This is a genomic window from Treponema sp. HNW, assembly GCF_050320395.1.
Taxonomy (GTDB): Bacteria; Spirochaetota; Spirochaetia; order Treponematales; family Treponemataceae; genus Treponema_C.
Map to the genome: position 1 here is coordinate 475,674 of NZ_CP144459.1, position 13,752 is coordinate 489,425.

Annotated in this window: 11 protein-coding genes; 7 read left to right on the plus strand and 4 right to left on the minus strand. The window is 45.4% G+C overall.

Annotated features, from left to right (window positions below; genetic code table 11):
* Positions 1–325 precede the first annotated feature (325 nt).
* The 4 genes from V1L52_RS02215 (at position 326) to V1L52_RS02230 (ending at position 5,016) form a co-directional block, all read left to right on the plus strand.
* Positions 326–1,186 (plus strand): Rpn family recombination-promoting nuclease/putative transposase, encoded by an 861-nt coding sequence (locus tag V1L52_RS02215; RefSeq protein WP_428770671.1) that lies wholly within the window; start codon positions 326–328, stop codon positions 1,184–1,186.
* Positions 1,187–1,590: 404 nt separating this feature from the next.
* Positions 1,591–1,953 (plus strand): hypothetical protein, encoded by a 363-nt coding sequence (locus V1L52_RS02220; protein WP_428770672.1) that lies wholly within the window; start codon positions 1,591–1,593, stop codon positions 1,951–1,953.
* A gap of 231 nt (positions 1,954–2,184) precedes the next feature.
* On the plus strand, positions 2,185–2,382 hold the full coding sequence (locus V1L52_RS02225; RefSeq protein ID WP_428770673.1) for a hypothetical protein: 198 nt from the start codon (positions 2,185–2,187) through the stop codon (positions 2,380–2,382).
* 1,182 nt (positions 2,383–3,564) lie between these two features.
* Positions 3,565–5,016 carry an InlB B-repeat-containing protein gene (locus V1L52_RS02230; RefSeq protein ID WP_428770674.1) on the plus strand — a complete coding sequence of 484 codons (1,452 nt, stop codon included), beginning with the start codon at positions 3,565–3,567 and terminating at the stop codon, positions 5,014–5,016.
* A gap of 293 nt (positions 5,017–5,309) precedes the next feature.
* Here V1L52_RS02230 and V1L52_RS02235 read toward each other — a convergent pair whose 3' ends face one another.
* The 4 genes from V1L52_RS02235 to V1L52_RS02250 form a co-directional block, all read right to left on the minus strand.
* A complete protein-coding gene (locus V1L52_RS02235) occupies positions 5,310–5,933 on the minus strand; it encodes an IS3 family transposase (protein ID WP_428769515.1) in 624 nt (207 codons plus the stop codon).
* 213 nt (positions 5,934–6,146) lie between these two features.
* A complete protein-coding gene (locus tag V1L52_RS02240) occupies positions 6,147–6,431 on the minus strand; it encodes a transposase (RefSeq protein ID WP_428770675.1) in 285 nt (94 codons plus the stop codon).
* A 233-nt stretch (positions 6,432–6,664) separates the two neighbouring features.
* Complete coding sequence (locus tag V1L52_RS02245; protein ID WP_428770676.1) at positions 6,665–8,302, minus strand: potassium/proton antiporter; 1,638 nt, start codon at positions 8,300–8,302, stop codon at positions 6,665–6,667.
* 138 nt (positions 8,303–8,440) lie between these two features.
* Entirely contained in the window at positions 8,441–11,239 is a 2,799-nt protein-coding gene (locus V1L52_RS02250) for a CHASE2 domain-containing protein (RefSeq protein ID WP_428770677.1), read from the minus strand.
* 45 nt (positions 11,240–11,284) lie between these two features.
* Here V1L52_RS02250 and V1L52_RS02255 point away from each other — a divergent pair, with 45 nt between their 5' ends.
* The 3 genes from V1L52_RS02255 to V1L52_RS02265 all read left to right on the plus strand — a co-directional run bounded on the left by V1L52_RS02255 (position 11,285) and on the right by V1L52_RS02265 (position 13,700).
* On the plus strand, positions 11,285–11,755 hold the full coding sequence (locus tag V1L52_RS02255; protein ID WP_428770678.1) for a hypothetical protein: 471 nt from the start codon (positions 11,285–11,287) through the stop codon (positions 11,753–11,755).
* Positions 11,752–12,918, plus strand: a complete 1,167-nt coding sequence (locus tag V1L52_RS02260; RefSeq protein ID WP_428770679.1) for a hypothetical protein — start codon at positions 11,752–11,754, stop codon at positions 12,916–12,918. The genes V1L52_RS02255 and V1L52_RS02260 overlap by 4 nt, the downstream gene beginning before the upstream one ends.
* Positions 12,919–12,980: 62 nt before the next feature.
* Positions 12,981–13,700, plus strand: a complete 720-nt coding sequence (locus tag V1L52_RS02265) for a FecR domain-containing protein (RefSeq protein ID WP_428770680.1) — start codon at positions 12,981–12,983, stop codon at positions 13,698–13,700.
* The last annotated feature ends 52 nt before the right edge of the window (positions 13,701–13,752 follow it).

Sequence of the window (13,752 nt, forward strand, 5' to 3'; positions counted from 1 at the left end):
GTTGTGCAGCTGTGCCAAAAAAACAAAACTGATTGGTTACAGCTTTTGCCTGCATTCGTGCCGGGATTTGAAATAAATTCATATTTTTTTCGGAAAAAGTCTGTTTTTTTGTCATTCTGCACCTATAATGTTTAAAGGATGCGACAAAAATATTGTCGCATCCTTTAACTCGAGTTTACAGCAGGACTCCTGCTGTAAACATCGTAGTCTTACACGTTTAGGTTCACAATTCTGAAGAATTGTTCACACTTGAAGACAGTATGAGATATACAGCTTTTCCGTGCGTTCATGGCGGAAAATGCAAAAGACAAAAGGAGGTAAAACTATGACAAAGGCTAATCCCAAACGAACCTATAAGGACTCCGTGTTTGCCGACTTTTTCGGGGCGGATAAGTCGGCAAAATCAAACTTTATCAGTTTATACAACGCATTGCACGGAACACAGCTGCCGCTTGACTGTGAGCTGCGTCACATCAGACTGGAGCAAATCCTGTATATGAACTTTTACAACGATGTGTCTTTCCTTGTAGATAATAAAATCATTGTACTTGCAGAACATCAATCGACCGTCAACTTGAATATGCCGTTCCGTTTTTTGGAGTATGTAGTCCGCTTGTATGAGCAGATACAAAATCCGCGCGATAAGTATTTGCGCCGTTTGGTTAAGATTCCTTCTCCCGAGTTCTACGTGTTTTACAACGGAGAAGAAGATTTCCCGGAATATAAAACGCTAAAACTTTCCGACGCTTTTATGACGGCCGGCTCACAACCGAACCTTGAACTCATTGTCGAAGTGGTGAATATCAATCAGGATAAAGCACATACAATCCTTGCACAGTGCAAACCGCTTGCCCAGTACAGTTTATTTGTAGACACAGTGCGAAAACACCTCAAGCTTGACAGGGAGAAAGGCTTTGAAAAAGCTGTACAGGAATGTATAAATAATGATATACTAAGGGAGTACTTGGAGCGCAAATCGCGGGAGGTAATGAATATGTTATTGGCGGAATACGATTACGCAACCGATATAGCGGTTCAAAGAGAAGAAGAACGTGAAATAGCTTTAGAGGAAGGCGCCCGGCAAAACAAATTGGAAACGGCAAAACTGATGAAGACTATGAATTATCCGATTAGCGATATTTGCACAATATCGGGCTTAAGCAAAGAAGAAATAGAAAAACTGTAAAGCCTTGCGCTTTTTTACATCGGCCCCCTAGCGCAAGAAAACACAAAAATAACTAAGGCCTAAGCCGACGGTGTATTTAAAGCAAAGGGTAAAACATCCTCCCTGTCCGATTTGTGCTGTTTTTTTTTCATTCCCGCTGTTCTATACACTCTTGTACTCATAAAATAAAGTTATTTTTTTCCGGAAAAACTCTGTTTTTTTTCATATCAAACCTATAATGTTTAAAGAGAGCGGCTGAAATAGCGCCGCTCTCTTTAACTCGAGTTTACAGCAGGACAGTGTCCTGCTGTAAACATCGTGGACTTACACGTTTAGGTTCACACATTTGAAAATGTGTTCACTTGTAAAAATGGAGCTATTTCGGTGTGGTTCACTTGTAAAACAGTATAGGTGGAGGTAAAACTATGACAAAGGCTAATCCCAAACGAACCTATAAGGATTCCGTGTTTGCCGACTTTTTCGGGGCGGACAAGTCGGCAAAAGCAAACTTTATCAGTTTATACAATGCCTTGCACGGAACACAGCTGCCGCTTGACTGTGAGCTGCGTCATATCAGACTGGAGCAAATCCTGTATATGAACTTTTACAACGACGTATCCTTTCTTGTGGACAATAAAGTCATTGTACTTGCAGAACATCAGTCTACCGTTAATGAAAACATGCTGTGTCAAGGAATGCACATCCGTGTACATTCCTTGACCTCGAGTTTGGTGCAAGCGCCAAACATCGCGACTATACAGAATCGACAGCATCCGTGCCGGCATTAAAATGTTTTAAAGTATACATTACGGTTAATCGTATATATAAAGACAGCGGATACGTGGACGACGCACAAAAAATTCTGCACAAGCGAAGCGCGGTATCGGTCAGCGAAGCTTCCAGACAGCCTTTTTGAGCGGCGTCCCAACGTATCTGCTTTTTGATATTACTAATCTGTACAAGAATGTATAAATAATGATATACTTAAAGAGTACTTGGAGCGCAAATCGCGGGAGGTAATGAATATGTTATTGGCGGAATACGATTACGCAACCGATATAGCGGTTCAAAGAGAAGAAAGCGAAGCTATCGGGCTTGAAAAAGGTGCCCGTCAAACCAAACTGGAAACGGCAGCGGCTTTTAAACGGCTTGGTGTCGAACTCGATACGATAGCGGCAGGTACAGGACTGACCCGTGAGGAAATTGCGCAACTGTAGCAAAGTACAAAATTCGTCCTTTCGGCATTCTTCCCTCCCTTAACACAAATTACAAAAATCTTTCCCGAAACTTTGTTTTTTTAGAAAAAATCGGATATAATGTTTAAAAAGGGAACGTCCTGTTCCCTTTTTAACTTAAGTTTTGCTTCGCAAAACTCATTACCTAAAGCTTTTCTGCACGTCCATGTGCAGGTTGTAAAAGCTGTGTGAAATAGTGAGTGGGATGGGAACGTCCTGTTCCCTTTTTAACTTAAGTTTTGCTTCGCAAAACTTGTTACCTAAAGCTTTTCTGCACATCCGTGTGCAGGTTGTAAAAGCTATGGGGAATACGGGTTGCAAAGCGGACATCGTGTCAAACACGGTACGTCCTTGTACCGTGTTTGACGGCGAGTTTTGCGTTGCAAAACATCGCGGATAGTCGGCCTTTCCGCCGTCCATGGCGGGATTTGAAACATTGCGGATAATCCGCTTACGTACATCCGTGCTGTGCGTTATATTAACTTTTTGCGAGGACTTATGAACGGCAAAATAAACCGCTTAAACAGTATAATAAAGGGTTCTCAAAAAAGTTCGGAAAAACGGCAAAAGTACTTGACACGGTACCGCCTCCACGCGCAAAATTCACAGCTTCACAGCTTCACAGCTTCACAGCTTCACAGCTTCACAGCTTCACAGCTTCACAGCTTCACAGCTTCACAGCTTCACAGCTTCACAGCTTCACAGCTTCACAGCTTCACAGCTTCACAGCTTCACAGCTTCACAGCTTCACAGCTTCACAGCTTCACAGCTTCACAGCTTCACAGCTTCACAGCTTCACAGCTGAGGACTAGCTGTGCCCAAATACATTTTCACTCACACACAAAACACAATCCGCATATAAAAGAGCGTAGGGTAAAGCCCGTACCCTCTTTTTTTAGACACAAACCCCCGTAATCGGTTTAAAAACCGCACGTCCTGTGCGGTTTTTAAACCGAGTTTTGCTTGCGCAAAACTCATTACTAACGGCTTTTCTGCACATCCGTGTGCAGGATTTAAAACAGGATGTTTTATGTGCGGCATTCGGCACGTCCTGTTCGGTTTTGAACTCGGGTTTTGGGCTTTGCCCAAAACTCATTATCTATAGCTTTTCTGCACGTCCGTGTGCAGATAAGAATTATGAATTATTTATTAAGGAGAAAAACAATGAAAAACACAAAACAAAGAACTACATTTTTAGGAAATCGGGCGGCAGTCCTCACACTTGCCGCATCGCTAGTGATTATGGGGCTCTTTACCGCCTGCCCCAACGCCGCAGGCGGCGGCGGAACAAGTTCAGTCGGTAACACGGGCGGGGGTAGCAGCACCTCGCAATCCAAGTACGCCGTAACCTTCGGAGTGGACGGTGCAAACGGCACACTTACGGCAAAGGTCGGCGACACGATAATAGACAGCGGCGCTCAAGTAGAAAAAGGCAAAACCGTAACCTTTACCGCAACGCCCGCAACGGGCTACAGGGTATATGGCTGGACTCTTAACGGTACAGTAGTAAACGATACGGCAGGAACCTATTCGCTTACAATCGATAAAGATGTAACGGTAAAGGTAAGTTTTGAAGACGCCGGCCCCCCGCCTAAGCCCAGATACAATGTATACTTTCAGAAATTCAACAAAGGCAGCATTAGCGCACAGGTAGACGGTAATACAATAACCCCGGACACCAAAGTACAAGAAGACAAAACCGTGCTCTTTACCGCAACACCTGACCCCGGTTACAAAGTACAGAAGTGGACGCTTAACGGGACGGCAGTAAACGGCACGGCAGAAACCTATTCGCTTATCCTTACAAACTCTGTATCGGTATGTGTATACTTTGAGCGGAATGCACCCAAATACCCCGTAAATTTTAGTGTGGATGGCGGCAACGGCACCCTTAAGGCAAGCTTTGCCGGATTTGTACAGCTTGATACCGGTGACACAATATATGAGGGCGACGAAGTACGCTTTACCGCAGTGCCCGCAGAAGGCTATGAGGTCGGCATTTGGACAATCGAAGGCGGCACCTTTGAATCCGGCTCAGGCACACCCGGAGGCTCTTATGCACTCGTAAAGGTAACCGCCCCCGTAACGGTAAAGGTGAGCTTTGCCATACCGCTTTCAAAATTGGACATCGAAGGCACCGTGCTTAAAGACTTTAAGGAAGGAGAAAACCCCGCAGGCATATTGCGCGTACCGGCGGGCATTACCGAAATTGCCGAGAGCGCTTTTATGAACTGCACCGGCATAACGGAAGTACACCTTCCCGAAAGCCTTATCAAAATCGGCACATATGCTTTTTACAATTGCTATGGTATAACAAAGCTCACCTTAAGCAAAAACCTTGCCCATATCGGATATTGTGCTTTTAGCTCCTGCCAAATAACAGGCACCGTCAAACTCCCCGCACGCCTTAGCTCTTTGGGAGAAGGTGCATTTTGGGACTGCCTAAATGTAGCACTCTTTGATTTTTATGCGTGCAAAAACCCGCCCCTTACGGCAATCGGCACCGACGCCTTTCACGGTACAAACAGCAGGTTTAAAGTTAAAACCGGCACAGGCATAAAAGCCCTGCTCACCGGCTCAGGCGTAGCCGAAGACAGAATAGACGAGGAAAGTTAATTGGTTTGAAAACGGATAAAAAATGTACAAGGATGTACATTTTTTATCGACGAGTTTGCGAAAACGCAAACTCGCGGTATCTATGGCTTTTGCGACATCCGTGCCGGGAGGCATAAAATCGCACATCCGTGTGCGATTTTATGCTTCGAGTTTTAGGCGGTGTGTACACCGCCTAAAACGTCGGTGGAAAAGTCAATACTAGTACAGTCCCTAAAGCCCCTAAAATTATAATTTAAGCAGCTTTTATTGAAGCTGCTTTTTGCCTATATACAGAAGGAGGATATCCTCCTTCATTAAAAGTATTTATTCTTAACCTGTTGTAGTAGACCATGATGTAACGCCATACAATCGTTTTTACTCATTTCAATCGTCAACTTTTTTGTGTTTATTCGATACAGTTTTTCTTTCTTCAACGTCGCAAAAAAACTTTCCATACGGGCATTATCATAACAGGCTCCAACTCCGCCCATACTCTGCACACCATGTAAAGATGCAATCGTGCGTTTGTATTCATAGCTCGTATATTGGCTGCCCGGATCGCTGTGTGCAATAAAGCCGGGTTTCGGCCGTTCTTTCTCATACGCCTGCCGAATAGCACGTATACACAATTCTTTTTTCATATTATCATCCATGGCAACCGAAATGATTTCTCCTGCAAAGCAATCGAGTACCGGTGCTATATAAAGAGTTCCATCTTTGCAGGCAATTTGTGTAATGTCGGTAAGCCATTTTTCATTCGGCTTTGAAGCGCTAAAGTCTTGTTTAACCAAATCTTCACACTTTTGAGCCTTTTTATCGGCTTTTGTAAGACCGTTAGGGCTTTTTCTGCTCTTATGAAGCAGATTTCCCCTTCTCATTGTCCTTAATACTGTTGAACGCGAACAGGTAATTCCTTTTTGTTCCAGGGCTTTTTTCATTCTTGTTACTCCATAGTTATCATTATCCTCATGTTCTTCAAGAATAGTATGCATTTCGGGTGAGAAGAAGCTGCCATCTTTTCACTGTATGGCGATTTCGTTTCCACTTGTAATAGCCTGATTCCGTGACACACAAAGCTTTACACAGGCTTGCCGTTGACAGTTTCAGTGCCTGACGGCGATTACAAATGTAGGTAAAAATAGTCTTCTTTGTTACCTCTTCTGACCTTTGACGAAAAAACGCAGAGCATCCTGTAATATTCGTACCGTTTCTTTCAGTTCACGGTTTTCCTTTTCCAGTGTCCGCTGTCTTTCACTTTCTGTCATACCGCTTTTTCCGACTGTTCCCGTTGAGCTGCCGCTATAACGATTTTGACTCTTCCTCCAGCCGCTGAGCGTATGATAGCTGATACCCAAATCCTGTGAGGCTTTGCGTGTGCCGATTTCATCGGACAACTGCAATGCCTGTGCCTTAAATTCCGTACTGTACTTATTCATGTCTTCCCCACTATACCATATAGGGGCTTTTTATACTGTACTTTTATGATAACTGTTCATCGGGGATATAAAGCTTTCCCGAACATCCTGTTCGGGAAAGCGAATGAGGGAAAAGAGGAACTGCGGACAGGATGTCCGCCTGTGTAAGTTCGGCGAGTTTTTTGCAAGGCAAAAAACTCGAGCTTAAAAGCATACGTCTGTATGTTTGTATGCCGTTCTCTCCCCTCTAATACTTAGGACGCATGTTCCACCACCAGCACGTCTCCTGCGGCGAGGCGGCTGCTTCCCTTGGGAATAATCAGGCGGCTTCCGCGTTTTATAAGCACGATAAAGGTATCTTCCGAAGCGATTTCCGCCAGGGTTTTTCCGACCCATTCATGGTTTTTGCCGAGGGGAAGTTCCACAAGTTCGTCTCCGGCTTCTTCTCCCTGCGCCTGATTTGCAAAAACCTGTGCGGCAAGCACCAAAATGTCCCCGCTTTGAATCACCGTCCCTCCGCGCGGGATAATGCGCTTTGTTTCCCTCAAAATAAGCACCAAAATAGTTTCGGGCGGCAGAATGAGGTCTTTTATTTCCCGGCCGTTCCACGGGTGCTCTTCGGGCTGGGTTACCTGAATAAAACGTATCGGTATTTCGTCGGGATAGTCGTTAAAGGTGTACAAAACGTTTGTGCTGTCGTCAATCATGTTCAGTTTTTTCGATGCAAGGGGTAAAAGGCTGCCCTGTATCAAAATCGAAAACAAAACGATACAAAAAACAATGTGAAATAAATCGTGCTGTAGCATACCGCCCGTTCCGCGGACGCTGCTTACCGCCATAACCGCAAAAACGATTGAAGCGGCTCCGCGCAGCCCCGCCCATGAAACCAAAACCTGCTGTTTTACGGGAAACCGGGCGGGGGTTAAAAGCAAAAAAACCGCAAGGGGGCGCGAAACGAGGGTTAAAAAGACGGCAATCGCCGCTGAAGGCAGTAAAACATTAATAATAGACGAGGGAAAGGCAAGAAGGCCGAGCAAAAAAAACACAAACATTTGTACAAGGCCGGTAATGCCGTCAAAAAAATGCACTAAGGTTTTTTTATGCGGTATATTGCTGTTTCCCAAAATTATGCCCGCTATATAGGCTGAAAGGTAACCGTTGCCGCCGATAAGAGAGGGCAGGGCATAAGAGATAACCGCCGCTCCTATAACAAAGGCCGAATCGAAGCCCGCATCGGCAAATTTGAATTTGCGCAAAATAAGGGCGGACGCCTTGCCCGCTGCAATACCGAAGGCCGCTCCGTAAATAAGCTGCGATAAAATCAAATAAACGAGGGCCGCCGCTCCCTTGCCTTCTCCTCCGTTTTGGGCTTCCAAAACCGATAAGGCTATAATCGTAAGCATATACGACATAGGGTCGTTGCTTCCGCTTTCGGCTTCCAGCAGGGAAGCGGTATTGTAGCGCAGGTTTAACTGTTTTGAACGTAAAATATAAAACACCGAAGCGGCATCGGTGGAACTTGTTACCGCCCCGATTAAAAAGCTTTCCCCTATCGAAACGTTCAGCACAAAATGACAAAATGCGGCGGTAAAAAAGGCGGTAAACACAACGCCGATTGTGGCCAACAAAAAGGACTGCACGGCAACCGGTTTTGCCGCGCTCCATTTGGTACCGAAACCGCCGTAAAACATAATAAAAATAAGGGCGGCCGTACAGAGTTTTTCCGCAAAGGGATAATTGTCAAAAGAAATTTTAAAAAGACCGTCGGTCCCGAACACCATTCCCAAAACAATAAAGGCCAAAAGCATGGGAATGCCGAGCTTTGAAGCGACCTTATTTAAGATAACACATAAAAAGATAACGGCCGACACCGTTAATAAAAACAGGGGCATAAAACCTCCGCGATTAAAATACCGGATAAAAATGATATTTCAGTATAATGAAAAAAGTCTTTTTTTACAATAAAAAAACGGAACCGTCTCAATCGTCGGATAATTTTTGACAGTTCCGTAAAATAATCAAAGGTGCTTTTACTTTGTTGTCATCGTTAAAACGCCTGACCATGTATCGGGCACACCCGTTTTTATAAATTCGGTACAGCGCGCTGCAAATACTTCCGAAGGACCGTCGCCCGGAAGAATATGAGAAGCCGTTTGAAAAAGTTTTCGGGCTCCCTCAAAATCCTTTTGCAAATAGCGGTCAAGACCGGCGTGAAAAACCTTTACGCATTCTATCTGCTCATTGCTTGCTTCGGACTTTACACCGACAATATTGTAAAGCTGAACCGGCTTTTCTATTCCCATAACACGAACTTTGTCCAAGCGGCGTCCCAAAATAGTACCCGCCTTTGCACCGGAGTTGGCGGCCTCCCATGTCGATTCGGAAGCCAGTACCCAGGAGCCGTACATTTTGTTTACTCCCTCCAAACGGGCGGCAAGGTTTACGTCGTTGCCCATAATCGTATAGTTCATCTTCATATCGGTACCCATGTTTCCTACAACCATATTGCCCGTGTTTATACCCACGCGCGTTTGCAGCGGCATCGGAAGACCTCCCTCTTCTTCCAAACGGCGATTTAAAAGCACTTCGGCCTGTTTCATGCGGATTGCCGAAACGCATGCCTGCCATGCGTGATCTTCGACAGTAATCGGTGCGCCGAAAAACGAAACAATGGCGTCTCCGATATATTTATCGATTGTACCCTGATGTTCCAAAATAATATTGCTCAAGTCGGTTAAATATTCGTTCAAAATATTAACGAGCTGAACCGGAGTAACCTTTTCGGAAAGGGTTGAAAAGCTTTTAATATCGGTAAACAGGGCGGTAATGTTTTTTTCTTCGCCGCCGAGGGTTAACTTCGACGGGTCGTTTACAATTTCGTCTACGACTTTTTCGGACAGGTAGGTGGAAAAAGCGCGGCGCAAAAAGGTTTTATCTTTTTCGGCCGAGGCAAAGCGGTACAGTGAGTTGCCGACATAGCATAAGACGGCCGCCAAAAATGAAGATATGACGGGCATATATATGCCGAAGCGGATTAACACCATTGCGCTTACCGGGACGCTCAGTATGCCGCCTGCGCCGATAATGTTCAGCATTGTCATATTGATATGTTTATCGAATAATACGATTATAAAAATCACGGCTGCACAAAATGAAAAGCCCGCATACCAAGGCAGGGAATAAATAAAGGTTTTATTTAAAATCGTATTTAAAACATTTGCGTGCGTTCCGATATTCGGGTACTGTCCCTGAAACGGCGTTGTTCCCAAGTCGGTTGAATTGCTTGCCGTATGTCCGATAATACAAAGCGCATTGGAGTACAATTCCTCAAGTTCGCCGAAAAGGCTGTTGTATTCTTTTAAGTAAGAGGCCAGTTTTACAAACTTATCGGATACCGATGCGCGAATTTCGCCTATTTCCGCCGCGTTATCCGAGTTTGTGATTTCATCGAGTAAATCGAGTATTTCCCGTTCGTAGGCGGGATCGGTTAATTCCGCACAATCTTTAAAGAAATCGCGGCGGCGTGCAAAATAATCGGAGTAACGCTCATCCTTTCGCGAATCGCCTTCCATATCGGAAAGAAGGCTTGCCTTTGTGTGCTGTAAGTCGGCATAGACACCTGTTAAATACTGCGCGGCGTGATAGTATGAAAGCATGTTTCCGTCTTTTCCCAAGCGGAAGCCCGCCAGACTTTGCAGGATGGATACGATTGTTTTTTCTTTTTTATCCAAATCGTGCAAAAAGAGCATGGATTCGTTTTTAAAACTGTTGCGGAAGTTGTCCGGTATCCAGTTTATAAGCATGCGCCCGTGTTCATCAAGGGGAATGTGTACGTCAACGCGTTCGGCCGCATCCGGATACAGTGCGTTTTTAATCGTTAACGTATTTTTTGTACGTACCAGCGTATCGGTTTGTAAAAGTTTTAAAAGCGGCGCAAGCATGAGCTGGGGAATGTACTGACCTTCGGTTTCATGCAGGAGTTCTATTCTGCGCCTTGTTCCGTCCGAATCCAAAACGACGTTTGTAAAACCCGCTCCCTGTGCCGGCTGCATCAGTACAAGAAGGGCCGGAGTCATTTTGCGGGTCAATTGCTGTTGCGATAAAAAAATGTCGTTTTCATGCGCAATAAGACCTGAGGGGGCGGTTACATTGTTTAAAAGCACGTTTGAACGTACGTATTCTTCAAGTTCTTCGGAAACGGTTATACCCATATCGCCGGCGTTTATCGTAAGCCAGGTATTGCCGAAAAAATGAATGGCCTGGGCAAAATACATATCATTGTCCCGCGCAAGCTTTCCGACTACCGCATGTTCCAAGTCCGCAAATTCGGGGGAAACGTAGGATTGAATCAATTCTTGTGCGGTTTCCGGCACGTAAGCGGGGGGCAGGTCTCCGCGGGCAACGGCCGCCGATAAATCCTGAATAAGAGCCGCAATATTTTGCTCCGATTCACTGAATCGCTGCGGCAGTGCGCTCTCTACAACGGGATCTATACCGTGCTGGGAGGGCGAAACGTATTCAATATCGAATACCGCTCCTGCGGCTCCCAATTCGCGCATCCGTATGAGGGCATCGGCAAGAATATCCCGGGTCCACGGAAAGGTTCCCATTTCACCGATCGAAGCGTCATCGATGGCAACAATTAAAATATCATCGCGTTCCGGTGTCGCCGGTTTTATCGACAGTAAAATATCGTACATCCTCAGGTCAAGTTTTTCAAATAAGCCGGTAACGGAACCCAATGCCGTAAGCATCAAAACCCCGAGACAAATTAAAATTTCGGGGCGGACAAAAAGTGAAAAAAATATACCTTTTTCTTGCTTTTCCATGATTTTTAGTATATCATATAATAGAGAAGCTTTGCAGGAGGAAATATGAAAAAAAGCATATTTTTTATACTTTTTTCGGTATTTTTGTGTGTGCTGTTGACCGCACAAAGCGCCGACAGCGTAACGCGGATGCTTGATGCAAAAACCGTTACATTTGATGAGGTTGCATATTTTGCCGTAACCTATCTCAATTCGGGCAAGGAAGAGCCGGACTTTGAAAATGCCGCCGCCGAATTGAAGGCTTCCCTTACATTCCCCAAGCTTAAGAATAGCGGATCCGCTTTGAATTTTAAGGATTTTGCGTATGTTTGTACAAGGGTATGGAATCTGAAGGGCGGATTGAATTATCGTTTGTTTCAGTCGCCTCGCTATGCACTGCGTGAGCTTAAAGCTTTGCGTTTTGTTCCTCCTTTTACCGATCCCGATGCCTATGTAAGCGGGAGGGACATGCTGTATATTATGAGCAGGTGTGCCCGTGCCGCCGAAGAACGGAATAATAAGGAGGCTCCGCAATGATCCGAATTAAAAAAGTACGGACGGTTCTTTTTGTTCTTTGTATCTGTATGCTTGCCGGACTTCCCTTAAGCGCCTTCGATTGGGGCGGCTTTGTTTTGAATGATACGGGAATAAAGGGGCCCGCAAATGCCGATTTTATTAAAAACTTTACCCAGGCGAACAGATTGACTCTATGGATGCGTACTCCGCTTCCGAATTTAAAAGATTCCTATTTTGCAGCTGAAGGTTTTTATGACTTTAAGTACAGCTATAGGGATAAGACAATAAAACACGCAATCGATTTGACCCTTGCCAAGTTCAGTATGAGTGTCAATGAGCCCGGCCTAAACCTGACCTTTAACATGGGGCGTTACGGTATTGCGGATCTTTCGGGTTTTATCTTTGCACAAAATGCCGACGGTATGGAACTGCGCTTTAAAGCTGAAAAATGGGATGCAAAATTTTATGCCGGCTATACGGGCTTTCTGAATGCCGATACGGTCAATATGAATATACCTCAATTGGCCGAAGGAAATAAGGTTTATCAAGCAGCTCCTCCGATTGTTATCGGCAGCGCCTTTGCAAGCTTTCCGCAGCTTTTTAAACAACAAACCCTTTCCTGCGAAGTCACTGCACTGGGGGCGGCCCATGACCCCGCCTTATTTACAACCCTTTCTTTGCACGGGCCCGTAAATCCTTTGTTTTATGCGGTTTCATCAACCCTTGCTTTTACGCATTCCGGGACAAAGCCCCTGTTGTTTTCCAATATATCCCGCTTTGAATTGACGGCATATTTTCCGATTATGTCCTCTTTTGTGTCATGGAATACGGTTTTTGCAACAGGAAGTACCGGTAAAAAGATCGGGGAATTTAAATCTTTAAGTATTATACCGGCAAATCTCAGCGGTTCGCTCAAATATGCCGGTCATGTAAAAACGGGACTTACCGGTTCAATTAAACCGATAAGCTCTTTATTATGTACTTTAAACACCGATATGTTCTTTAACGTTATGAATGCATCCCCGGCAAAGGGATTTGCAGGAGCGCAGTGGCAGGCCGCAGTCCGCTGGCAAATATATAACGATTTACAGCTTTCGGTGTCGGCAGGACAGTTCTTTGCCGCTTCGGCGCAAAAAACGGCTCCTTATACTTTGACGGGTATAAGGTTGTTATATTCTTTTTAGACTACGGTCGGGGTGCCGAAAAAGCCCTTGAGGCGCATAGGGCATCCGCTTAGGAGGTTATTATGAAAAAAACTTTTATGCTTTTATTTTTGATTCTTGTTTTGATTCCCGTATTTGCTTTGGATGCGACTGTTGTATCGGTTTTAGGTAAGGCCGAAGTACAAACCGCAAAGGGTTGGGAGCCGATGAAGACGGGGGAAAAGATTGCGGAGGGAGCCGTTATTTCAACCGGATTCAAATCCCAAGCCGTGTTGGAAATCGGTAAGTCGAAAATTACCGTACAGCCTCTGAGCCGTTTAACCGTGGAACAGCTCACCGCCCGTCCGGACAGTGACCACTCAAAGGTATACCTTGATGCAGGTTCGATTAAGGCCGATATAAAGGCTGCGGAAAACAAGCGTGTAGGCTTTACGGTTAAAAGCCCCGTGGCAACCGCTTCCGTGCGCGGTACGGCCGGCACCATCGATGCCTTCGGTACCCTTGAAAGTACAAGCGGTATTTGGGCTGTTGTTCCCGGTTCGGATGAAACTGCAGATGCTCCGGAGATTCAGGTTGCAAAAGGTTCGGGCATTGCCGTTTCCGAAAACGGTACGGTAACTCCGCCCCAGCAATACAATATGAATGCCGCCGTAAGTGCAAACCCGGTTGCGGTTTTACCCAGTGCGGCCGAGGTAAGCGGGGCCGGTCTTCCGTCGGCAAGTGCGGCCGCTCAAGCCGCAACGGCGGCAGCCGAGGCTGCAGGTAAAGCTCCCGTAAAAATCACCGTAGGCTGGGGCGATTAAGTAAAACTTCTATACGGAATAAAAAAGGCTGACCGGGTTTTCGATCAGCCTT